Genomic DNA, 23,003 nt, shown 5'->3' with positions numbered 1-23,003 from the left:
GGTTCGGGGGGCGCCACCCGGCGCGGGCGCCGGACGGCTCAGGCCGCGTCGACCCGCGCGAGGCCGACCTGTTCGAGCTTGGCCGTCAGGATGTCGCGGTCGAACGGCTTCATGATGTACTCGTCCGCCCCCGCCCGCAGCGCCCGGGCGATCGCCCCGACGTCGTTCTCGGTGGTGCAGAACAGGACCTTGGGCCGGCGGCCGGCCTCGCTCTGCCGGAGCGCCTGGAGGAAGGCGTAGCCGTCCACGTTCGGCATGTTCCAGTCGAGCAGGATCACGTCGGGCATGGCGGCGTCGCAGGCGCGCAGGGCCTGCTCGCCGTCCTCCGCCTCGGCGACGGCGAGGCCGAGCCCCTCGATGATCCGCCGGGCCACCTTGCGGATCACGGCGGAGTCGTCGACGACGAGGCAGGTCGTCGGATGGGTCGCGTCGGTCGCGGGGGTCATCACGCCGCCTCGGCTCCGGTGACGTTGAAGTTCAGCAGCGCGTCCACGTCGAGGATCACCAGCAGCCGGCCGTCGAGGCGGTGGACGCAGACCGTGAGGTCGCGCCAGCGGGGGTCGAGGTTGATCGGCACGGCCTCGCGGCTGTCGGCGCCGAGCTTCAGCACCTCGCCGACCCCGTCGACCACCAGGGCGAAGGTCTCCCCGCCCTGCTCCAGGCCGATGGCCATCCCGGCCCCCGGCCCGTCGGCGCCCGCCCCGGCGGCGGGCAGTCCGAGCCGGCGGCGCAGGCACAGGGCGGTGACGACCCGCCCGCGCAGGTTCAGGAGCCCGACGATCTCCGGCGGCGCCAGCGGCACCGGCGTCACGCCGGAGGGGACGAACACGTCGTGGACCCGCTCGATCGCGAGGCCGAACAGGGTGTCCCCGACATGGACGGTGACGAAATCCTCGGTCGGGCCGGTCTCGGCGCCGTTGGCGTTGGCTGCCTGCATGGCTTCTCTCCGGGTCTTGCGTCAGGCGGCGCGCGCGAGGGCGGGGGCGCCGATCTCGGCCAGGGCGGCGACGAGGCCGCTGCGGTCGAACTTGGCCACGAGGTCGGTGATCGCCAGCGCCCGGGCCCGCTCCACCGTCTCGGCGCCGACCGCGCCCGACAGGCCGATCACCGGCAGCGCCGCGAGCCGGCGGTCGCCGCCGCGCATGGCCGCGACGAGGTCGAAGCCGCTGCGGCCGGGCATCTCCAGGTCGGTGACGACCACCGCGATGCGCGGGTCGGCCTGGAGGGCGGCGAGCGCCTCGTCGGCCCCGCCCGCGGTGACGACCTGGTAGCCGGCCGCCTTGAGCACCGGGCTCAGCATCTCGCGGAAGAAGGCCGAGTCGTCGACGAGCAGCAGGGTCGCGGTTTCCACCGGGCGCTTCGGGCCGCGCGCCCAGTCGTCGTAGGCCAGGGGCAGGAAGTGGGCGATGTTGATGATGTCGGTGGCGCGCCCGCGCAGCACCGCCGAGCCGATCAGGTCCGAGCGCTCGGCGCCGATCTCGATGTCGAGCCGCTCCTCGACGATGTCGACGATGGCGTCGACCACGAGGCCCATCGCCCGCTCGCCGTCCGAGAACACCACCAGCGCCTGCCGGCCCTCGGAGCGGATGGCGATGGCCTCGTCGGCGGGCACCAGCGGCATCAGCCGGCCCCGGTACTGGACGAGGGGGCGCCCGCCGAGCCACTCGACGGTCGAGGCGTCGATCTCCTCCAGGCGCGTCACCAGCGACAGCGGCACCGCCTTGAAGCCGCCGCCCCCGCCCTTGAACACCAGCAGCGTCGTGGTCGCCTCCGTCGCCTCGGCCTCGGCCGCCTCGGCCTCCGCCTGCGCGGCCGCGCCCTGCACGCCCTGCGACACCTGGCGGGCGACGCCGTTCGGGTCGACGATCAGCACCACCGCGCCGTCGCCGAGGATGGTGTTGCCGGCAAACAGCGGGATGTGGCGGAGCTTGGCCGACATCGGCTTCACGACGATCTCCTCCGTGTGGAAGACCTCGTCGACGAGGATGCCGAAGCGCTGGCGCCCGACCTGGGCGACCACCACGAAGCCCGCCGCCTGGGCCTCGGGCTCGCCGCTCCCCTGGCCGAGGACCCCGGTCAGCGAGACGATCGGCAGGAGCCGCTCGCGCAGGCGCAGGACCGGCGAGCCGTTGATGCGCTCCACCGCCTGCGCGTCCGCGCCGACCCGCACCAGCTCCAGCACCGCGACCTGCGGCAGGGCGAAGCGGTGCGCCCCGGCGCGCACGATCAGCGCCGCCACGATCGCCAGCGTCAGCGGGATCTTGATCGTGAAGACCGTGCCGCGCCCCGGATTGGTGGCGATGTCGATGATGCCGCCGATGGTCTCGATGTTGGTCTTGACCACGTCCATGCCGACGCCGCGGCCCGAGACCGAGGTGACCGCCGCCGCCGTGGAGAAGCCGGCGTGGAAGATGAACTTGGCGACCTGCGCGTCGGTCATCCGCTCGACCTCGGCCTGGCTGGCGAGGTTGCGCTCCACCGCCTTGCGGCGGATGGCGGCCAGATCCAGGCCCTTGCCGTCGTCGGCGATCTCGATCGTGATGGTGCCGCCCTCGTGGTAGGCGGAGAGGCGGATGGTGCCGCGCGCCGGCTTGCCGGCGGCGACCCGGGCCGCGGTCGCTTCGAGGCCGTGGTCGGCCGAGTTGCGCACCATGTGGGTGAGCGGGTCCTTGATGACCTCCAGCACCTGCCGGTCGAGCTCGGTCTCGGCGCCCTGCATCACGAGGTCGATCTGCTTGCCGAGTTCGGCCGAGAGGTCGCGCACCACCCGCGGCAGCTTCTGCCACGCGTTGCCGATCGGCTGCATGCGCGTCTTCATGACGCCTTCCTGCAGCTCGGCGGTGACGTGGGAGAGCCGCTGGAGCGGGACCTTGTAGGCGGAGTCCTCGTGCCGCCGGGCGATCTCCAGGAGCTGGTTGCGGGTCAGCACCAGCTCCGAGACCATCGTCATCAGGTGCTCGAGGGTGTCGACGTTGACGCGGATCGTCTGCACCTTGACGGGACCGGCCTCGCCGCCCTCGGCGGGCGCCGCCTCCGCCTTCTCGGGCCGCGCGGCCTGCGGTGTCGACACGTCCGATCTCGACACGTCCGCCTTGGGGGCGGCCGCCTCGGGCGCGACGGGCTTGGCAGCCGGGGCGCGGGGGGCGGCCGCGGCGGGCACCGGGGCCGGAGGAGGCGCGAACGCGTCCTCGTCGGGACCGGGGGCGGCGAGGAAGGCCGCCTCCAGGTCTTCGAGGGAGACCTCGCCGGGCTTCAGCTCGCGCACCACCGGCTCGGGCAGAACCGGCTCCGGTGCGGGGGCCGCCTCCCCCAGCGACATCCGCTCCAGGGCGTCGATCAGGTCGGCGTCGCCGCCGGCGGGCTCGGTGCCCGCCGCTTCCAGGTCGGCCAGGATCGCCTTGAGGCGGTCGAGGGTCGCCAGGATCAGGCTCACGCTCGCCGAGGAGACCGGCATGCCGTCGCGGAACCGGCCCATCAGCGTCTCGGCAGCGTGGGCGAGCGCCTCCAGGCGCGGCAGGCCGAGGAACCCGCAGGTGCCCTTGATGGTGTGCACCAGCCGGAAGATGTGGCGCAGGATCGTCTCGTTGTTGGGATCCTGCTCGAACTTGACCAGCTCCGCATCGACCGTGTCGAGATGCTCCGCGCTCTCGGTCAGGAACTCACGCAGCAGGTCGTCCATCGCCGGTACTCGTCACGCACGAAAGATCTCGTGCTCGAACCATGACGGGTCTCGGTTAGGGAAGCGTTTCGCGCCGGCTGGCCGGGCACGGTTTTTCTCTGAACACGCGTCCATTCGACGGTTGTGCGCACAGACTATCGACTCGCGGTTGCAATTGTATCGATAGACTGCCGCACAGTTGTTTGAGCGCGCGATCCGGGCGCCGCGACCGGCGCCGGCGATCGTCCGGTCGACGCGCCCGCCCGCAATCCCCGCGCGGGCTTCCGCGCCGGGGGGAGCGCGGACGGCCGATCCTCAGGCCAGGGCGGGGCCGGCCTCGTCCGCGGCGACGACGTCGGCGGCGACCGCGGCCTCGGGATCGGCGGCCTCGGGATCAGCGGACTTGGCGGGCTCGGCGAGGATCGTGACCTCGTCGCCCTCGATCGTGAAGCGCACCGCCATGACGGCGGCCCGCGCCACCAGCCCGGCGTAGAAGGGCAGGATGCCGTGGGCATCGACGGTGCCGCTCTCGGGCGCGCCCGCCATCAGGTCCTCGACATGGGCGGGGATGCGGGCGTGCGGGCCCTTGGCCTTCAGGGTCAGGGTCGGCGCCTCGCCGTCGCCGGTCACCGCCACGGTGATCAGGCCGCCGCGCGGGATCGCGGAGGTGGCGATCATCACGAGGTTGAGCAGCAGCTTGACCTTGTTCTTCGGGAACAGAGCCTGGGGGGCGCTCCACTCCAGCTTGGTCTTCTCGTCGGCGAACATGCCCTTGGCGACGCTCTCGGCGTCGGCGAGGTCGATCGAGGCGCCGGCCGAACCCGCCGCGCCGTAGGCGATGCGGGCGAATTTCAGCCGGGCCGAGGCCTGCCGGGCGCTCTTGCCGATCAGTTCGAGCGCGAATTCCCGCATCGACTCGTCCTGATCGTCCTCCAGCACCTCCAGCCCGTTCACGATCGCGCCGACCGGGCTGATCACGTCGTGGCAGACGCGGGAGCAGAGCAGGGCCGCGAGGTCGAGGCCGTCGAGGGTCAGGGTGGGCATGGCGTGCTCCGGAGCGGGGGTCTCGGGCGGGGCGGGCCGCCTCCGGCGGCGCCCGACGGTCCGGCGCGACGCCCGGGGCTGCCCCGGCCGGCGGGAGAGGCGGGGCAGGCCGGGGCGCGCGGCCGGCCCGCACGGATAGACGCCACGGCCGCCTTTGCAAAGCGTTAACCCGATCCTTCGCCCGGCGCCGGATCGACAACCGGCCGCGCCTCGGGCATGCAGGGCGGCCGGAGGGATCATGACGGGCGCGGCGGCATTCTCGGAGGCGGAGCGCGGGGCGGTCGCCGCGGCGCTCGCCGAGATCGCCTGCGCCGCCGGGGAGATCCTGCGCCGCTACCACCGCGGCCCCTGCCCCCACGCCCTGAAGCCGGACGGCTCGCCGTCGAGCGCGGCCGACCTCGAAGCCGAGCACCTGATCCTGGGGGCGCTCGCCGGGCGCTTCCCCGGCCTCGCGGTCGTGGCCGAGGAGACCCGCCACGACGCGCCCGCGAGCGCCTGCTTCTTCCTCGTCGATCCGCTGGACGGCACCCGCGACTTCCTCGCCGGGACGCCGGACTACTCCGTCAACATCGCGCTGATCGCGGGCGACCGCCCGGTCGCCGCCGCCCTCGCCGCCCCGGGGATCGGGCGGGTGTGGTGGGCCGGCGCCGCGGCCGTCGAGGCCGCCGTCACGGGTGGGCGGCCGGGCCCGGGCCGGGCGGTGCGGGCGCGGGCCGCGCCGACGGCCGGCCTCGTCGCCCTCGGCAGCCGCCGGCACGGCGACCCCGAGACCGCGACCTGCCTCGCCGCCCTGCCGGTGGCCGAGACGCGGGCGGTCGGCTCGGCTCTCAAGTTCGGCCTGATCGCCGCGGGCGAGGCGGACGTCTACGTGCGCTGCGGCCCGACCATGGAGTGGGACACGGCGGCGGGGGACCACCTCGTCGCGGCGGCGGGGGGCTGCGTGGTGGCGCCGGGCGGCGGGCCGATCCGCTACGGCCGCTTCGCCGAGGGCTACCGCAACGGCCCGTTCGCCGCCCTCGGAGACCCGGGCCTCGCCGGCCGCCTCGCCCTGCCGAAGCGGCGGCCGGCCTCCGCCCCGGCGGGGGTGCTCGCCGGGGGCGCCGTCCGCGCGGCGGAGAGTCCCCCCGCCAAGCCGTGACCCGCGGGCGCGCCGCGCCCGATCAAGTCGAACACGGGACACCAGACGGCGCGCCGCGGGGCGTTTCCAATCCTCCACCTCATCCTGAGGTGCCCGCGAGAGCGGGCCTCGAAGGAGACCTCCAGGGATCGCGCGGCCGGCTGGAGGGCTCCTTCGAGGCCTCCGCTACGCTCCGGCGCCTCAGGATGAGGGGGCGGGCGGGATCGGCCGACGCAAACTCTGAACTGTCGTGGACCGTGCGCGTAGCAATCGGGCTCGGCTCTATGCCTCTGCCTCGACGCGCTCTTTGTTCGCCGAACCGGCGACCAGTTCGGCGAAACCTGCTTAATGGTGCCAGCTCTTGTCGATCGAGTCCTTGACCGCGTCGGACATGGCGATGTCGAAGACCAGCATCTCGTCGACGGGCCGCACGGCCCGCAGCCGCTCGGCGAGCGCCCGGGCCTCGGCGGAGGGCTCGGGCATCGCCGGGATCGGCCGATCGAGCTCCAACCGGTCGAACAGCGTCTGGGCGAAGGCGTCGAAACGCGTCCTGTGGCCGACGATGCCGACCCGGGCCAGGACCTCGATCGCGGCGATGGAATTCCCCGGGTGGAGGCGGTCGTCGGGCATGCGGGTGCCGAGCAGACGGGTCAGCGGATTGTACAGCAGGTGGTAGGCCGGCTCGGGCAGCATCCGGAAATAGCGCCTGAGGCTCTTCAGGTCGGTGAGGTCGTAGTCCTGCGCGAAGGTCGCCGCGTCGGCGAGCCGGCCGAGCCGCCAGCGCCGGGCCGGATCGGCGGCCTCCTCCGCCCGGGCCTTCAGCCACAGCATCCGGGTGGCGAGCTCGACGTGCGGCTCCTGCAACAGGATGCCGGTCAGCATCAGGTCGGGCGTCATCTGATCCTCGTAGCGGGGTACGACGATCGCGCCCGAGAGCAGGAGCGAGGGCTCGGTCCGGTTCGTGAGGATGCTGGTCAGGATCTCGTCGGACATCCGGTGGATGCCGAAGTGGGACATGTGGAAGTGCGGGAACAGCGCCGTCTGCAGGGTCGTCTCGGGCTCGATGCCGGTGTTGATCAGCATCACCCGCTGCTCCACCGTGCCCTCCCGCGGCGCCCGGCGATAGACCAGCACGTTGGTGTCCGCGTCGTAGAGTTCCAGGTGGGTGAGGTCGGCGATCTGCGGGATGTCGGCCGCCGTGATGATGAACGTGCACTGGCCGGTCGAGTGCAGGCCGCTCTGCTTGAAGACGGGATCGATGTGCTGCGCTTCCACCTCCGCGATGCGTTTCCCCTCGACGGACACGGCCACGCGGCTGATCGCGAGGGGGTTGTCCGGGACGATCCAACCGCAGATCGCGTGACTGTTGTCATACGTGATGAAGAAGCGCATGCCCGGGCTTAGGATCTACGATCGCGGAGACGGGAGGACGGGGCCATCGCGGTGAGCGCACCCGGGCGACGGGAGGGTGGCGGGACCGGCATCATCCACTTTCCTGCGTTCCGACTCTCAGCGCGATCCGAGGATCCGAGGCCGTGCGCCGCCGCGACCGCCTCCCGTCCGCCCGCCGGCCCGTCGATCCCAACCTGAGCCCGACACGGGCCGCGCGTTATACCCGGGGGCCGATGCGGGTCAAAGCGCGTCGCGCCGGATCCAGGGCTCCGAACTCGGATGATCGCGACACAGCCGCAGCGTGTCTGTCGCCGGTTCTGACACGCACGCCGTCATCCCGGGGCGCCGGAGGCGAGCCCGGGATCCAGAGCCGCCGACGACAGCCATGCCCGGCACGCCCTGTGGCTCTGGATTGCCCGCCTCCGGCGTGCCCCTTCGGGTCCGGGCTCCGCTGCGCGGCCCCGGAATGACGGTGGTGGTGGATCGCAGCGGAGGTGGCCCGGCGTTAACCCGAGTTCGGAGCCCTGGCGCCAAGACAGCGCGAACGCATTCCCGGGACAAATACTGTCTTGATCGGTCGGCGTCCGCCGCCTCGCGCGGCCCGCGGCCCCTACGGCGCCGTCCGGGACCCGGCCCGCGGCCGGGCCGACAGGTCGCAGATCATCGCCAGGGCGAACCGGGTGTAGAGGGATCGAAACATCTCAGCCTCGCATCGTCGCGCCCCGCGCCTCGGCCACGGCGAAGGGCAGTTGCAGGTCGGCCTCGCACGGGATCGCGGACGTCGCGTGAGAGACGGTCCGGATGGACCGGGTGTCGAGGTGGTCGGACGCGCTCCGCATCGGGGTGGGTCGTCTCCAGGGAGCCGCGCCGAGCCGGCCGGGTGACACGACAACCCTGCCGCCGGGGTAAGGTTCTGCCGCCCGCACGGCGGGGGGGACGCGGCGCCCGGCATGCTGATGCAGATCAACGTCGCGCCGCCGCGGAGCGGCCATGGTGACGCCGGCACGGGGCAACGCCCGATCAGCAGGGGCGCGATGTCCGATCCACTCACCAGCATCGACGCGCCGCAGCCGGGACCGCGCGTCTACAGGGCGTTCCACCTCGGGCGGGACGGCACCGTGCAGAGGGCGGAGGTCATCGAGGCCCGGAGCGACGACGAGGCCAAGGCGATCGCCGCGCGGCTGGTGAACGGCTACGGGATCGACCTCTGGGAGCGCGCCCGCCACCTCGCCACCTATCCGCCGTCGGCGGCGCGCTGAGCCGGCCCCGCGGGCACGCCCGTCGGCTGAGCCATCGGGCGGGTGGGGCGATCCGAGGGACGCACACTGTCCGGCCGGTTGATTCGGCACGAGCGCCGCGCCCGGTCGCCTTGCAGCGCGGCACGGCAGTGCGTGAGGGTCGAAGCCTTCTCGCCATCTCCCAAGCGCGCCCTCATCCTGAGGTGCCCGCGCAGCGGGCCTCGAAGGAGGGCTCCAGGGATCGCGCGGCCGGCTGGAGGGCTCCTTCGAGGCCTCCGCTTCGCTCCGGCGCCTCAGGATGAGGGGGCGGACGGGATCAGTCGATCCGGACGCCGCACCGTCCTGCACCGCGGCAGCGCGGTCGATAGCGCCTCTGAGTTCGTGTTCGGGCGGAGATCGTCGTCGCGCAACCGACGGCCACTCTTGCGAAACCCGCTCAGGCGGCGTCGGCCGGCAGCCGCGACACCGCGCCGAGATGTCTGTCGATGCGGGCGATCCGACCGCGCGGAGCGCCGGTGAAGCCCACGAACGGTCGCGCCCGACCCTAGACGTCGGTTCCGACCTTGCGCCCCGCGAGCCGGTCCAGGATCCGCGCGAGGACGCAGACGCCGAGGAACGCGGCGAGGGCGGCGACGAACACCGCCGTCTCGGAGATGTCGAGGCCGAGCACGCCTTCGAGGAGGCTGGCCGCGGCGACGGCCAGCAGCGACAGGCCGAGCGCGAACAGGCGAGGTTCGGCGAACTTCATGCGGCCATCCTAACGGCTTCCCTGTTCCGCCGGGCGGGCCTCCCCGGCGGGGCTGGCCAGCACCCGGGCGACGCGGCGTCCGGCCATCTCGGTCACCTCGACGTGCCAGCCCTGGGCATCAAAGCCGTCCCCCACCACCGGGATCCGCCCGACGTGAAAGATCACGAAGCCGGCCATGGTGGCGAAGTCGTCGCTCTCGTGGACGATCCCCAGGCGGGCGAGGCCTTCGGCGGCCGGCATCATGCCGTCGAACGAGAGCGACCCGTCCGGGCCGGCGATCACCGAGGGGCTCTCCCCCGCCTCCGGGATCTCGCCGGCGATGGCCTCCAAGAGGTCGGTGGGCGTGACGATGCCCTCCAGGCTCCCGTACTCGTCCACGACCGCGGCCAGCCGCACGGATTCGCGCTGGAAGATCTCCAGCAGCCCGAGGATCGACAGCCCCTCGTGCACGACGGTGGGCGGCTGCATCGAGGCCGCCACGTCGAGCCCGTCGCCGTCGAGGATCTGGTTGAGCAGGTCCTGCTTGGCCACGACGCCGACCAGCTCGTCGATCATGCCCCGGCTCACCACCAGCCGGGCGTGGTCGCAGGCGCGGATCTTCGCGCGGGCGGCCGCCGGCTCGTCGTCCAGATCGATCCACTCGACGCTGTGGCGCGGCGTCATGATGTCCCGCACCCGGCGCTCGCCGATCGCGAAGATCCGCTCGACCGCCTCCTGCTGCGCCTCCTTGATCAGGCCGGCCTCCTGGCTCGCCTGGACCAGCAGGTTCAGCTCGGCGGTGGAGTGCTGGGCCCCCTCGCCGTGGCCCGGGCGCAGGCCGATCAGGCGCAGCAGGCCGTTGCCGAGCCCGTTGAGGACGAGGATCGCCGGCCGGAACAGGAACAGGAACAGGCCGAGCGGCCGCACCACCGCGAGCGCGGTCCGCTCGCTGCGCTGGAGGGCGAGGCTCTTGGGCGCGAGCTCGCCCAGGACGATGTGCAGGGCCGTGATGATCACGAAGGCGACGGCGACCGCGATCGTGTGGGCGGTCGCCGCCCCGAGCGAGCCCGGCAGCCACGCCAGGGCCGGCGCGATCAGGTGCGCGAGGGCGGGCTCGCCGATCCAGCCGAGCGCGAGCGAGGCGAGGGTGATGCCGAGCTGGGTCGCGGCGAGGTAGGAATCGAGCTGGTCGGTCGCCCGCTGGAGCGCCCGGGCGTTGAGGCGCTTCTTGGCGACGAGCTCGGCGACGCGGCTGCGGCGCACGGACACCAGCGCGAACTCGGCGGCCACGAAGAACCCGTTGGCCAGGACGAGCACGACGACGGCGGTGAGTCCGAGGCCGGTCGACCACATCGCGTCGGGCATTGGGCTCGCTTCTCCCCGGGGGGGTGGGTTGGTTCGGCGCCCCGGTCCTCCCCGGATAGACGGATGCGCGCGCCACTCCAACGCCGGGGCCGGCAGAGCGCGTCCCGCGCTCACGGCGCCCGGGGCGCGCTCATCCCGCGGCGCTCACGGCGCGCTCGCGCCCCATCCCCGCGCGCTCACTCCTGCGGGCCGTCCCCCCCCGCCGCGTCGCGGCCGGAACGCTCGGCGAGGCGGGCGAGCGTCGTCAGCTCGCGGAACCACGCGCGGACCGGCTTGGCCGGGGTGCCGCCCCAGCGGGCGCCCGGGGGCACGTCGCAATTGACGTTGGAGGAGCCGGCGATCTGGGCGCCGCGGCCGATGCGCAGGTGGCCGACGACGCCGACCTGGCCGCCGAGCACCACGTAATCCTCCAGCGTCGTCGAGCCGGAGATGCCGACCCCGGAGACGATCACGCAGTGGCGGCCGATCACGACGTTGTGGGCGATCTGCACGAGGTTGTCGATCTTGGTGCCCTCGCCGATCACCGTGTCGCGCGAGGCGCCGCGGTCGATCGTGGTGTTGGCTCCGATCTCGACGTCGTCCTGCACGATCACCCGGCCGACCTGCGGCACCTTGAGGTGGGTCGCGCCCATGGCGAAGCCGAACCCGTCCTGGCCGAGCCGGGCGCCCGGATGCACGATCACCCGGTTGCCGACGAGGGCGTGGCTGAGCGTGGCACCGGCGCCGACGGCGCAGTGGCGCCCGACCCGCACGCCGGGGCCGAGCACGGCGTTCGGGCCGATCACCGTGCCGGTGCCGATCTCGACGCCGGGGCCGATCACCGCGCCGGGGTCGACGGTGACCCCCTCCTCCAGCCGGGCGTCCGGGTGGACGTGGGCGCCCGAGGCGAGGCCGCGGGCACCGAACTGCGAGCCGGGGCGCAGGGCGTCGGGGTGGAGGTGCCCGAGCAACGTGGCGTAGGCGCGGTAGGGATCGCGGCAGACCAGGGCGACGGTGCCCGGCGGGCACCGGGCGGCGAAGCGCGGGCCCACGAGGCAGGCCCCGGCCCGGGTGCCCGCCAGCGCCGCGCCGTAGCGGGCGTTGTCCATGTAGGCGAGATCGTCCGGCCCGGCGCTCTCCAGGGGCGCGGCACCCAAGAGGATCCGGTCCGGATCGGCGCCCGCGGGCAGGCTCGCCCCCGCGGCCTCGGCGACCGCGCCGAGACGGAGGCCCGCGACGGGCGTGAAGAAGACGGCGTGCGACATGTGCGGCAACGCGCCGGCCGGGGATCCCGGCCGGCGCGCGGCGTTCTGGCTCAGAAGCGCGACCCGCCGGAGAAGCGGAACGCCTGCGTCTGGTCCTTGCCGATATGGCCGATCTTGCCCAGCAGCGGCACGTAGACCGGCTGCCCCTCGTCCTTGGTCAGGGCGTAGGCGTAGTCGAACCGGATCGGGCCGAGCGGCGAGTTCCAGAGGAGCGAGGCGCCGATCGAGGATCGGATCGCGGCGGTGTCGCGGACGTTCACGCATTCCGGCTCGACGCCGATGCTGAACGCCGAGAAGTTGCAGCGTCCGGTTCCGGGGGCGATGCCGTTGATGAACCCGTCGAAGTTCACGTCGAAGGTGCGCCGGCCGTGATAGCCGAACAGCGTACCGGCGTCGGCGAACAGGGCACCCTTCAGGCCGAGGTCGCGCGGGATGAGGGGCAGCGGGAACTGCACCTCGAGGGTGCCGCCGATGTAGGTGGAGCCGCCGATCGCGTTCGAGCGGGCGTCGGCGATGCCGACGTCGCGCGGACCGATGCCGTTCGGCGCGAAGCCTCGCACCAGCGACGGGCCGAGGAAGAACTGGTCGGTCACGCGCAGGGGGTTGCCGTCGAGCGACGAGATGTGGCCGCCCTGGAAGCGGATGAAGCCGACGACGTCCTCGAAGATCTCCTTGTAGTAGCGCGCGTCCGCGGTCACGCGGAAGAACTTCGAGTCGCCGCCGAGACCCGCGATGTCGGGCTTCAGCTCGGCGTAGAGGCCGTTGCGCGGCGCGCCGATGACGTCGAGGGTCGAGTAGGCGAGCGTCAGGCCGGCGAGCGAGGTCAGGGTGTTGCCCTGCGAGCCCTTGATGGCGATCGACGCCTCGCCGTCGTAGGCGCAGTTCGGGTAGATCGACTGGCCGCTGACGTTCTGGCCGTTGAGGACCGTGCCCGCCGCGTAGGTGGCGGTGTAGCCCGGGATCGGGATCGAGCAGTCGTTGTAGGGGCGCCGCAGGGTGTTCGGCACCTTCAGCTCGGTGTTGTACAGCGAGTAGCGCATCGTCACGCCGAACTCTTCCGTGATCGGCAGGCCGAGGCGGAGCTGGCCGCCGTACACGGTCGTCTCGTAGCGCGAGTACCGGGTCAGGTCGGAGTACTTGTAGAAGGCGTCGAAGCCGGCCGCGAGGCGGTAGCCGAGGAAGTACGGCTCGGTGAACGAGAAGTCGACGCCGCGCGAGTACTGGCCGCCGGTGCCGGCGAGGCGGACGTACTGGCCGCGGCCGAGGAAGTTCGACTCCGAGACCGAGACCTCGCCGATGATGCCGTCCTGGGTGGAGTAGCCGCCCGCCACCGAGAACGAGCCCGTGGGCTGATCCTCGACGTCGATGTTCACGATCACGCGGTCGGGCGAGGAGCCCGGCTCGTTCGAGAAGCGGACCTTCTTGAAGAAGCCCAGCCCGTTGAGCCGCCGCTCGGCCCGGTCGGTGAGCACGCGGTTGTAGGCGTCGCCCTCGGAGAAATCGAGTTCGCGGCGGATGACGTAGTCGCGGGTGCGGGTGTTGCCGCGGATGTTGACGCGCTCGACGTAGACGTGCGGGCCGTCCTCGACGACGAAGCCGAGGGAGACCTGGCGGCTGCCGGGATCGCGCTGGCCGGTCGGGCGGACCTGGGCGAACGGGTAGCCGGCACGGTTGACCTCGCGGGTGACGTTGGTGAGCGTCCTCTCGACGTCGTCGGCGCTGTACACGTCGCCGACCGCGGTCGCGACGCCGCGCTCGAGCCGGGCGGGGTCGAGGCCGGGCAGGCGCGTGTCGACCGCGACCGCGCCGACGCGGTACTGCTCGCCCTCGTTGACGGTGATCGTGATCACGTAGCCCGAGCGGTCGCCCTCGACGTAGCGCGCGTCGGCGCTCACGATCTGGAAGTCGGCGTAGCCGTTCTTCAGGTAGTAGCGCCGGACCTGGTCGAGGTCCTGGCTGATCCGGTCGGGATCGTAGACGTCGGAGGTCTTGATGAACGACAGGAAGTTCATCTCCGAGGAGCTCATCAGCCCCTTCAGCGTCCGCTCCGAGTAGGCGTTGTTGCCGACGAAGTTGATCGACAGGATGCCGGTCTTGTCGCCCTCGTCGATCTGATAGACCACGTCGACCCGGCCGTTGGGCAGATCGACCGTGCGGTAGGTCACCTTGGCGAGCCCGCGGCCGAAGCGCCGGTAGACGTCGCGGATGCGGGCGAGGTCGGCGTTGATGATCGCCTCGCTGTAGGGGCCGCGGGCCTTGGCCTCGACGATGCCCTCCAGCGTGGCCTTCTCGACCTTCTTGTTGCCCTCGAACACCACGCGGTTGACGAGGTTGTTCTCGCGCACGGTCACGACGGTGCGCCCGCCCGCCTGCGAGACCCGGACGTCCGAGAACATCCCGCTGGCCAGCAGGTTGCGCCGGGCCTCCTCGGCCGAGCCGGACGCGGTGCCCGTCACGTAGGACCGGATCGTGTCGGCATCGACGCGCTGGTTGCCCTGCACGACGATCTGCTGTGCCTGGGCGGCCCCGCCCAGGACGAGGCCCGCACCCGCGGCGACTAGGACGATGGTCTTCCGCACCGACTCACGCCGGCGCTTCCCCGTCAACGACATCATGCAATCGCCCGTTTCTGTACTGGTCGCGGGTCTGACCCGTCACGGGCAACCGTTGACCGGTCGTCCCGTCACCCCTGGTCCAAGCGTGGCTTCGGTCCAAGCGTAGCTCTTAGCGGGATTCACCTGCCAAGCAAACGCGCCCGGGGCCGTCGTCAGGGGATTTTGGGGGGTCGTGGCCTTCGCGCCACTTAACGCCGGACTCACCTTAGCGACCGAATGCGGACTATGGTGAACGGTGGGTAAATCGTTGCCGGAGTACGACTTTTACGACCCGCTCACGGGGCCGTGAACGGGCTGTTAACCCCCGTTCACGCCGCCGCGCGGGCCGGTTTTGGGCAGGATTGGGGCGGGGATCCCGGGATCAGGTGTTCCGCCAGGACGCCCCGAGATTGAGGATATCGTTCCAGGCCGCGAACAGCATCAGCATCAGCACCAGCGCGAGGCCGATGCGGAAGCCGATCTCCTGCGCCCGCTCGCTGAGCGGGCGGCCGCGGACGACCTCGAAGGCGTAGAACAGCAGGTGGCCGCCATCGAGGAGCGGCACCGGGAACAGGTTCAGCAGGCCGATCGAGACCGACAGCAGGGCGATCAGGCCGACGAGACCGCCGACGCCGCCGGTCTTGGCGACCTCGCCGGAGACCCGGGCGATGCCGATCGGTCCCGAGAGCTGGTCGGCCGACTCGCGGCCCGTGGCCAGTTTCGACAGGTAGGAGAAGGTCCGCTCGACGACGAAGTAGGTCTCGCGCACGCCGAGCACCACGGAATCGACCGGGCCGTAGCGGACGAGGCGCGCCTCCGAGCCCGCGGGCGAGCGGATGCCGAGCCGGCCGATCCGGTGACGGCCGAAGGGCGTCCGCTCCTCGTAGGTCGCGGGCGTCGCGTCGATGGTGATGACCTTGCCGTCGCGGTCCACGGTGAAGGCGAGCGGCGTGCCGGCGCTGCCGGTCACCGTGCGGTACATCGCGTTGAAGTCGCCGACCGGGTCGCCGTCGATGGCGGTGATCAGGTCGCCGGGCTTGAACCCGGCCTGTGCGGCGACGCTGTTGGGCTCCACCGACGAGACCCGCGCCGGCAACTCGTAGCGGCCGCCGAGCCAGATCGCGCCCGCGAACAGCAGGATCGCCAGCAGGAAGTTGGCGATCGGCCCCGCCGCGACGATCGCCGCGCGCTTGCCCACCGGCTGGGTCGGGAAGCTGATCGCCCGCTCCTGCGGGCTCATCCGCGCCAGCGTCTCGGGGTCGGGCACGCTGGCGCCGTTGGCGTCGCCGTGGAACTTCACGTAGCCGCCGAGCGGGATCGCGCAGAGCTTCCAGCGGGTGCCGCGCCGGTCGTTGAACCCGAACAGCTCGGGACCGAAGCCGATGGAGAAGGCGTGGACGCCGACCCCGCACCAGCGCCCGACCAGGAAGTGCCCCATCTCGTGCACGAACACCACGACGGTGAGCACGAACAGGAACGGGATCACCGCGCCGAAGAAGCCGCCGGCGGTCCCGCCCATCGCGTTGAGAAAATCCATGCGTCCCGTCCCGGCCGTCCGCGCGGGTTGGTCTCGATCGCGGTCCCGCGGCCCCGTTCCTAGCAGATCGGGACGCCGGCCGGCCAATCAATCCTGCTCCGGCCGGCGCGCGGCGTCGCAGGCGGGCGCGAGCGGGCCCTGTCCCCGCTATCCCCGCTCCCCTCGTCCCGCGGTGGACGGATCTCGGAACGGCCGCTCGAACCGGCCCTCAGTGGCCGCCGCCCCCGCCCGCCCCCGCCTGGGGCCGCCGGATCAGCGGCACGGCGCAGGCCATGGCCAGGAACAGGGCGGTCAGGGCCAGGAACACGTCCTCGAAGGCCATCACCAGCCCCTGGATCCGCACGGTGTTGGTCATCGCCTTCAGCGCCATGCCCGGGGCGGCGCTGCCGAAGTCGGAAAAGCTCCGCTGCATCGCGTCGAGGCGCTCCAGGGCCGCCCCGTTCGCCCAGGTGAAGCGCTCGTGCAGCCGGGCGAGGTGCAGGTCCCAGCGATCGTTCAGCAGCGTGTTGATCAGCGCGAGCCCGACCGCGCCGCCGAGATTGCGCGTCAGGTTGTACAGGCCGGACGCGTTCTTGATCCGGGCCGGCGGCAGCGTGCCGAGCGCGATGTTGTTGATCGGGATCATGCACAGCATCAGCGAGCAGCCGCGCAGCACCTGCGGCAGCAGCAATTCCCAGAAGTCCCAGTCCTTGGTCAGGCCGGTGACGATCCAGGTGCCCGCGGCGAAGCCGGAAAAACCCGCCGCCATCAGGATCCGCGGATCGACCCGGCCCGACAGGCGCCCGGCGATCGGCGCGGTGGCGAACATGCACAGGCCCGAGACGAACATCGTCTCGCCGATCATCAGCGCCGAGTAGCCGCGCACCCGGGCGAGGTAGACCGGGTAGAGGTAGGTCAGGCCGTAGAGGCCGATGCCGAGCACGAAGCTCGCCACGCACCCGCTGGCGAAGTTGCGGTCCGAGAAGGCGCGCAGGTCGACGATCGGCTGGGGGGCGGTGAAGACCCGCCAGAAGAACAGCACCCCTGAGACGACCATCACGAGGGCGCAGGCGAAGACCGCCTCGTCCTGCAACCAGTCATGGTTCGGCCCCTCCTCCAGCACGTACTCCACGCAGCCGAGGAAGCCGGCCATGAACACGAGCCCGAACCAGTCGAATTTCTCCAGGAGGGCGAGGTTCGGCTCGTCGAAATCGACGAGGATCGCGGTCGAGACGGTGACGAGCACGCCGGGCACGACGTTGATCAGGAACAGCCAGTGCCAGGACATCAGGTCGGTGAGGTAGCCGCCGACCGTCGGCCCGATGGTCGGGGCGAGCGTCGCCACGAGGCCGATCATCGGCGAGACGATGCCGCGCTTCGAGGGCGGGAAGATCGTGAACGCCGAGGCGAACACGGTGGGGATCATGCCGCCGCCGATGAACCCCTGCGCGGCGCGCCACAGGATCATCTCGCCGATCGAGGACGAGGTGGCGCACATCAGGCTCATCAGCGTGAAGCCGCCGGCCGAGATCGCGAACATCCACCGGGTCGAGAGCACCCGCGACAGGGTGCCCGACAGCGGGATCGAGATGACCTCGGCGATCAGGTAGCTGGTCTGGACCCAGGGGATCTCGTCGCCCGAGGCCGAGAGCCCCGCCTGGATCTCGTTGAGCGAGGCCGAGACGATCTGGATGTCCAGGATCGCCATGAACATCCCGAACACCATGCACAGGAACGCCACCATCCGGCGGCGGTCGAGCGGGGGCTCGGCGGCCCGGGCCGGGACGGCGCCGGCGGCTGAGAGGGCGGGGCTCGCGGCCACGGCTCAGGCCTTCCTCAGCGCTTCCCGGCGAGCGTCGTCACCGGGCGGCCGGTGCCCTCGCGGGTATCGACCCGCACCACCGCCGACAGGCCCGGCCGCAGGAAGCCCTCGCGGGCGACATCGGCCGGCACACGCACCCGCACCGGCAGGCGCTGGACGATCTTGGTGAAGTTGCCCGTGGCGTTGTCCGGCGGCAGCAGGCTGAACACCGAGCCGGAGGCGGGGGAGAACGATTCCACCTCGCCGCGGATCTCCCGGCCCGGATAGGCGTCGACGGTGACCGTCACCGGCTGGCCGGGGCGCATGCGCTCGACCTGCGTCTCCTTGAAGTTCGCGTCGATCCGCACGCTCTGGAGCGGCACCAGCGCCGCGACCCGGGTGCCGGGGGCGACGTAGGCGCCGGCCTCCACCGCCTTGTTGCCGACCACCCCGTCGAAGGGCGCGCGCACGACGGTGAAGTCGAGGTCGCGCCGCGCCCGGTCGACCGCGGTGCGCAGCTCGGCCGAGAGGTTCTCCGCCTCGCGCTTCTGGGCCGTGAGCACCTCGACATTGGCTTTGGCCGCGGCGAGCCCCGCCTCCATGCCCTTCACCGAGGCCTCGGTGCGGTCGCGGTCGGCCCGGGCCTGATCGAGCCGGGACTTGGCGACGTAGGCCTCCTGCATCTGCGTGGCGCGCAGGTAATCCGCCTGGGCGCGGGTCGCGTCGGCCCGGGTCGCGTCGATCTGGGCCGCGGCCTGCGCCACCTGCGCCTGCGCGGCCTCGATCTGGCGGCCGATCCGGGCCACCGTGCTTTCCTGCGTGGCGCGCTTGTCCGCCGCCGCCTGGAGGGCGAGGCGGTAGTCGCCGTCGTCGAGCCGGGCGATCACGTCGCCCTTCTTCACCGCCTGCCCGTTCACCACCGGCACCGCGTCGAGGTAGCCGGGGACCTTCGCTGCCAGGACCGAGATGTCGGCCTGCACGTAGGCGTCGTCGGTCGCCACGAAGAACCGGCCGACGCTCCACCACTGCCAGCCTTCGTAGGCGCCGCCGCCGAGCGCCGCCGCGAGCAGCCCCAGCAGGACGAGTCTCCTGCGCGTCTTCGGCTTCTTCGCGACGGCCGCGGCTGGCTCTGCCGGTGGCGGCGTCGGGGCGGCTGTCTTCGCCGGCCCGACCGGGGCGCCGCGCTCCGCGCGCTCCTCCTCGACGCCGTCGTCGGTCGGTCGATCCGCATCCTCGCGCAGGGACATGCGCCGGATCCTCTTCTGGCTTTGACCGAACCGTTCGGTCAACGACTCGGACGGCCCTTGACGTGGGCGCGCCGGACCGCCAACCTATTTTGACCGAACGGTTCGGTCAAGTGGAGTGCGGCGATGGCGGCCGGGGTGCTGGAGCGCGGAGGGGGCCGCCCGGAGGGGGACGGCGACAAGCGGCGCCAGATTCTGGAGGGCGCGCGGGCGGTGTTCATGGCCGCGGGCTTCGACGGGGCGAGCATGGGCGAGATCGCCCGCGCCGCCGGGGTCTCCAAGGGTACGCTCTACGTCTACTTCGACAACAAGGACGCGCTGTTCGAGGCGCTGACGGTGGCCGAGAAGCGGGGGCTCGCCGAGGCGCTGTTCGCCCTCGACGCGGACGACCCGGACCTGCGCGCCGTCCTCACCCGGCTCGGGCTGACCTACCTCGCCGAGATGAGCCGTCCGGAGCACGTCTCGATCATCCGCATGGTGATCGGCGCCTCGGAGAAGTTCCCGCATCTGGGTCAGGCGTTCTTCGAGGCCGGCCCGGCGCAGGGCGTGGCCCGGCTTACCGCCTACCTCGACGCGCAGGTCGCGGCGGGCCGGCTGACGGCCGCCGACACCGAACTCGCCGCCAAGCACTTCCTGCACCTGTGCCAAGCCGGCCTGCTGACCCGGCTGCTGTTCGCGGCCGGCGGCGTCCCCGAGCCGGCGGAGTTGCGCCGCCGGGTCGAGGAGGCGGTACGGGTCTTTCTGGCAGGGTACGGCACCGACCGGTAGATCCGGGATGTCACCGGCGGCTGCGGCGGATGGGCCGGCGCTGAGCCGCTACCGTGCGAGGGCTGACGCTGAATAGGTATAGCCTAACGGATTGCCGACGCGAACGACTTGGATCCGTACTTGTCGTAGTAATAACCGGAATTCAGGGCCGCGATGACCTCGGTCTGCGAGTGTGTCTTGAACGAGAAATTGCAATCGATATTGTAGACCCTGCCGACGGCCTTCGAAGCCTTGCTGATCGGATCCCAGCGCATGTTGAAGTTGACGATCCGCTTCTCGATCTCGAGCTTGTCGGCGGAGGAAACGTCGATCTTGGCCCCGCGGAACGTGCCGCCGTTGACCATCTTGGACACGGTCGGCGCGTTGAAGGCGCAGCAGGGAACCTTGAGCGTGTAGGCCAGGATCGTCGCGATGGCGCCGCCGAGCGAATGGCCGCACAGGATGGCCTTGTCGCTTCCCCCCGCCTGCTTGATCCAGTCCGCGATGATCGGCGTGTTCAGCTTGAGGCAGGAGGGCATGCTCTCGATCGTGTACAGACCGACGTCGGTGATGAAGTTCTTGAAACCGACATCACGTCCCTTGCCCTCCTTGTTGTAGCCGACGGTCCCGCGGATGGCGATGATGGTCTCGGGAGCGCCCGCCTTCCTGTAGGCGGCCGCGAGGAAGCCGGAGTTCTTGTCCTCGCTGTGCGTCACGCAACTGAGGCCTGGCGGAACAGTCGGCAAATTCTGGCTCAAGAAGCTCAGGGCTTCCCTCCCGGTCGCCCGGCGGTCCTTATAGAAATTGTAGACCGTGTCGGACGCTTCCGCGAGATCAAGAATCGTGATCGGCATCAACCGCCTCCAGGATATCGATGCTTTCGAAGATCTTCAGCCGAGCGCGACCGGCACGGTCCGCGGACGACGGAGCTGGTCTGCCAGCCCGGAGCGCGATGCGCGAGCGACGGTCTTCCGCTTCAGGCAGCGCTCGGTCCAATTCGCGACCGAGCGATCGGACACGTCGCGGAGGCGGTTCCGGGCACCATGTCGTCGGTCCTGCTCGCGCTCCCGGCGGGGCGGCGCATCCGGGCGGACGATACGCAACGGGGCCGGAGGCCGGAACGCCCATTGCGTCCCAAAACCGGTACAGGCGGTCCCAACCCGCGGCGGCCCCCGATCGCCGGCGGTCGGCTGCGCCTACCCCGCCGCGCGCAGCTCCGGCAGCGCCTGCGCGCTCCAGGCGCGCACCTCGGCGTCGATCGCCAGCGCCTCCTCCACGTCGGCGGGCGCGGCGCGGTGGAGACCGGCGAAATGCGTGACGGCGCGCTCCACGAGGTCGGCGATGCCGTAGAAGCCGATCCGCCCGGCGATGAACGCCGCCACCGCGATCTCGTTGGCCGCGTTCATGACCGTGGGCGCCGCGCCACCGTCGGCCAGCGCCGCGCGGGCGATGCGCAGACACGGGAAGCGGTCCTCGTCCGCGCCCTCGAAGGTCAGCGCGCCGAGCTTGACGAGGTCGAGGGGCCGGCCGCGGGCGATCTCCAGGCGGTCGCCGAGGCCGAGGCAGTGGGAGATCGGCACCCGCATGTCGGGCAGCGCCAGTTCCGCGGTGACGGCGCCGTCGCGCCAGTAGACCATGCCGTGGATCACCGATTGCGGGTGGACCACCACGTCGAGCCGCTCCGGCTCGATGCCGAACAGGTGGTGGGCCTCGATCAGCTCCAGCCCCTTGTTCATCAGCGAGGCCGAGTCGATGTTGATCTTCATCCCCATCGACCACGTCGGGTGCGCGGCGGCCTCGGTGGGCGAGGCGGCGGCGATCCGCTCCCGGGTCCAGGTGCGGAACGGGCCGCCCGAGGCGGTAATCATCATGGTCCGCACGTCGGCCAGCGGCCGGCCGTGCAGCGCCTGGGCGAGCGCGTCGTGCTCGGAATCCATCGGCCAGATCGTGGCCCCGTAGCGCTTGGCGTCGCGCATGAAGGCGTCGCCGGCGCAGACGAGACTCTCCTTGTTGGCGAGCGCCACGGTCCGCCCGAGCCGCAGGGCCGCGTGGGTGGGCTTGAGGCCGGCGGCGCCACTCACCGCGGCGACGACGATGTCGGCGTCGCGCGCGACCGCCTCCATCACCGCCCCCTCCCCGGCCCCGCTCGGGATGCCGGAGCCGGCGAGCGCCTCGGCGAGGGCCGGGCCGCCCGCCGGGTCGGCGAGGGCTGCGAACTCGGCCTTCAGCGCGCGCGCGACCTCCGCCAGCGCCGCCGCGTCCCGTCCCCCGACCAGGGCGCCGACACGGAAACGGTCGGCGTGCTGAGTGAGCAGGTCGGCGGTGGAGCGGCCGATCGAGCCGGTGGCCCCGAGGACGGTCACGGTCTGGGTCACGGGGCAAACACTCCCTCGGGTCGCGGGCGTGCCGCGGCCCCTCTCATGTGAACCGGCCGGAATCGAAGCCGATCACCCCACGAAACCGTACTCGCGCAGGACGAGATAGAGCCCGCAGAGCACGGCCACGGTGAAAAACCCGTCGAGGCGATCCATGACGCCGCCGTGGCCGGGGATGATTTTTCCAGAGTCCTTCACGCCGTGGCGGCGCTTGAGCCAGGATTCGAACAGGTCGCCCGCCTGGCTCAGCACCGAGGCGAGCGCGCTCGCGCCTGCCACGACGGGCAGGGACGCGCCCCGCGGCAGGGGCTGGCCGGCCAGATCGGCGGCGACTGCCACGAGAGTGCCCGCCGCGACCGCGCCGACGAGGCCGCCGAGCGCCCCGGACCACGTCTTGTTCGGCGAGACCCGCGGCATCAGCTTCGGGCCGCCGATCCGGCGCCCGACGAAGTAGGCGGCGATGTCGGTCGACCACACCACCGCGAACATCCAGGCCGGGCCGATGAGGCCGATGCCGGGATCGTCGCGCAGCGCCGTCGGCACCGCCGCCACCGCCCCGGCGCAGAGCACGCCGGCGAGCGCCCGGACCCGGCCGCGGCCGGTGCGGGCGACGGTGGCGCAGGCGGCGGCGCCCAGCACCAGCACGGCGAGGCAGGCGGGGAGCGGAGCGCCGTTGCGCAGGCACAGCACGAGGGCGCCGAGGGTCGCGGCGGCCAGGGCGATCAGCACCTCGCGCGGCTCGGTCCGGGCCATCACGACCCATTCCGCGAAGCCGACGATCCCCGCCGCGAGCCAGATGCCGGCGAAGGCCCAACCGCCGTAGACCAGGGCGGCGAGCACCCCGGCGCCGAGGATCACCCCGGAGACGACGCGCAGCGCCAGTTCCCGCCGCCGGGAGGCGGTGGGGGCGGGCGCGGCGGCGGCGACGGGCGTCACGGCGG

19 protein-coding genes are annotated in these 23,003 nt (G+C 72.0%); 3 read left to right on the top strand and 16 right to left on the bottom strand.

From position 1 onward, the window contains the following. Positions 1 to 38: 38 nt before the first annotated feature. The 4 genes from Q8W71_RS16040 to chpT form a co-directional block, all read right to left on the bottom strand. The gene (locus tag Q8W71_RS16040; protein ID WP_305526390.1) at positions 39 to 446 is read right to left on the bottom strand and encodes a response regulator; all 408 of its coding nucleotides are present in this window, start codon (positions 444 to 446) and stop codon (positions 39 to 41) included. Beyond that, positions 446 to 937 (bottom strand): chemotaxis protein CheW, encoded by a 492-nt coding sequence (locus Q8W71_RS16035; protein WP_305526389.1) that lies wholly within the window; start codon positions 935 to 937, stop codon positions 446 to 448. The genes Q8W71_RS16040 and Q8W71_RS16035 overlap by 1 nt, the downstream gene beginning before the upstream one ends. Positions 938 to 958: 21 nt before the next feature. Then, entirely contained in the window at positions 959 to 3,679 is a 2,721-nt protein-coding gene (locus Q8W71_RS16030; RefSeq protein WP_305526388.1) for a hybrid sensor histidine kinase/response regulator, read from the bottom strand. A gap of 294 nt (positions 3,680 to 3,973) precedes the next feature. Next, positions 3,974 to 4,702, bottom strand: coding sequence for a histidine phosphotransferase ChpT (chpT, locus tag Q8W71_RS16025; RefSeq protein WP_305526387.1), 729 nt, complete (start codon positions 4,700 to 4,702; stop codon positions 3,974 to 3,976). 238 nt (positions 4,703 to 4,940) lie between these two features. Between chpT and Q8W71_RS16020 the strand changes: the two genes are divergently transcribed. Further along, the gene (locus Q8W71_RS16020) at positions 4,941 to 5,840 is read left to right on the top strand and encodes a 3'(2'),5'-bisphosphate nucleotidase CysQ family protein (protein ID WP_305526386.1); all 900 of its coding nucleotides are present in this window, start codon (positions 4,941 to 4,943) and stop codon (positions 5,838 to 5,840) included. 324 nt (positions 5,841 to 6,164) lie between these two features. Here Q8W71_RS16020 and Q8W71_RS16015 read toward each other — a convergent pair whose 3' ends face one another. Continuing rightward, a complete protein-coding gene (locus tag Q8W71_RS16015) occupies positions 6,165 to 7,211 on the bottom strand; it encodes a hypothetical protein (protein ID WP_305526385.1) in 1,047 nt (348 codons plus the stop codon). Positions 7,212 to 7,912: 701 nt separating this feature from the next. Further along, positions 7,913 to 8,050 carry a hypothetical protein gene (locus Q8W71_RS16010; protein ID WP_305526384.1) on the bottom strand — a complete coding sequence of 46 codons (138 nt, stop codon included), beginning with the start codon at positions 8,048 to 8,050 and terminating at the stop codon, positions 7,913 to 7,915. A gap of 195 nt (positions 8,051 to 8,245) precedes the next feature. Here Q8W71_RS16010 and Q8W71_RS16005 point away from each other — a divergent pair, with 195 nt between their 5' ends. Continuing rightward, a complete protein-coding gene (locus Q8W71_RS16005; RefSeq protein ID WP_305526383.1) occupies positions 8,246 to 8,470 on the top strand; it encodes a hypothetical protein in 225 nt (74 codons plus the stop codon). 523 nt (positions 8,471 to 8,993) lie between these two features. On the opposite strand, the gene Q8W71_RS16000 is transcribed toward Q8W71_RS16005, so the two are convergent. From Q8W71_RS16000 to Q8W71_RS15970, 7 genes are all read right to left on the bottom strand, one after another. Continuing rightward, on the bottom strand, positions 8,994 to 9,197 hold the full coding sequence (locus Q8W71_RS16000; protein ID WP_305526382.1) for a hypothetical protein: 204 nt from the start codon (positions 9,195 to 9,197) through the stop codon (positions 8,994 to 8,996). A gap of 9 nt (positions 9,198 to 9,206) precedes the next feature. Next, entirely contained in the window at positions 9,207 to 10,541 is a 1,335-nt protein-coding gene (locus Q8W71_RS15995; RefSeq protein ID WP_305526381.1) for a hemolysin family protein, read from the bottom strand. 176 nt (positions 10,542 to 10,717) lie between these two features. Next, positions 10,718 to 11,785, bottom strand: a complete 1,068-nt coding sequence (gene lpxD / locus Q8W71_RS15990) for a UDP-3-O-(3-hydroxymyristoyl)glucosamine N-acyltransferase (RefSeq protein WP_305526380.1) — start codon at positions 11,783 to 11,785, stop codon at positions 10,718 to 10,720. Between the two features lie 50 nt (positions 11,786 to 11,835). Next, positions 11,836 to 14,400, bottom strand: a complete 2,565-nt coding sequence (gene bamA, locus Q8W71_RS15985) for an outer membrane protein assembly factor BamA (protein WP_305526379.1) — start codon at positions 14,398 to 14,400, stop codon at positions 11,836 to 11,838. 361 nt (positions 14,401 to 14,761) lie between these two features. Next, a complete protein-coding gene (rseP, locus tag Q8W71_RS15980) occupies positions 14,762 to 15,916 on the bottom strand; it encodes an RIP metalloprotease RseP (protein WP_305526378.1) in 1,155 nt (384 codons plus the stop codon). A gap of 208 nt (positions 15,917 to 16,124) precedes the next feature. Further along, on the bottom strand, positions 16,125 to 17,717 hold the full coding sequence (locus Q8W71_RS15975; protein WP_305526377.1) for a DHA2 family efflux MFS transporter permease subunit: 1,593 nt from the start codon (positions 17,715 to 17,717) through the stop codon (positions 16,125 to 16,127). Between the two features lie 14 nt (positions 17,718 to 17,731). Further along, a complete protein-coding gene (locus tag Q8W71_RS15970; RefSeq protein WP_305526376.1) occupies positions 17,732 to 18,943 on the bottom strand; it encodes an HlyD family secretion protein in 1,212 nt (403 codons plus the stop codon). A gap of 123 nt (positions 18,944 to 19,066) precedes the next feature. Here Q8W71_RS15970 and Q8W71_RS15965 point away from each other — a divergent pair, with 123 nt between their 5' ends. After that, positions 19,067 to 19,708 (top strand): TetR/AcrR family transcriptional regulator, encoded by a 642-nt coding sequence (locus Q8W71_RS15965; protein WP_305526375.1) that lies wholly within the window; start codon positions 19,067 to 19,069, stop codon positions 19,706 to 19,708. Between the two features lie 83 nt (positions 19,709 to 19,791). Here the strand turns inward: Q8W71_RS15965 and Q8W71_RS15960 are convergent, their stop codons facing one another. The 3 genes from Q8W71_RS15960 to Q8W71_RS15950 form a co-directional block, all read right to left on the bottom strand. Then, positions 19,792 to 20,541, bottom strand: a complete 750-nt coding sequence (locus Q8W71_RS15960) for a lipase family protein (RefSeq protein ID WP_305526374.1) — start codon at positions 20,539 to 20,541, stop codon at positions 19,792 to 19,794. Positions 20,542 to 20,883: 342 nt separating this feature from the next. After that, positions 20,884 to 22,062, bottom strand: coding sequence for a 1-deoxy-D-xylulose-5-phosphate reductoisomerase (gene dxr, locus Q8W71_RS15955; protein ID WP_305526373.1), 1,179 nt, complete (start codon positions 22,060 to 22,062; stop codon positions 20,884 to 20,886). Positions 22,063 to 22,134: 72 nt separating this feature from the next. Beyond that, complete coding sequence (locus Q8W71_RS15950; RefSeq protein WP_305526372.1) at positions 22,135 to 22,998, bottom strand: phosphatidate cytidylyltransferase; 864 nt, start codon at positions 22,996 to 22,998, stop codon at positions 22,135 to 22,137. Positions 22,999 to 23,003 lie beyond the last annotated feature (5 nt).

The sequence above is a fragment of the Methylobacterium amylolyticum genome (assembly GCF_030700245.1).
In the GTDB taxonomy this organism is placed as follows: Bacteria; Pseudomonadota; Alphaproteobacteria; order Rhizobiales; family Beijerinckiaceae; genus Methylobacterium.
Note: the sequence above shows the minus strand (reverse complement) of the source record. Positions and strands in the feature narration are given on the sequence as shown.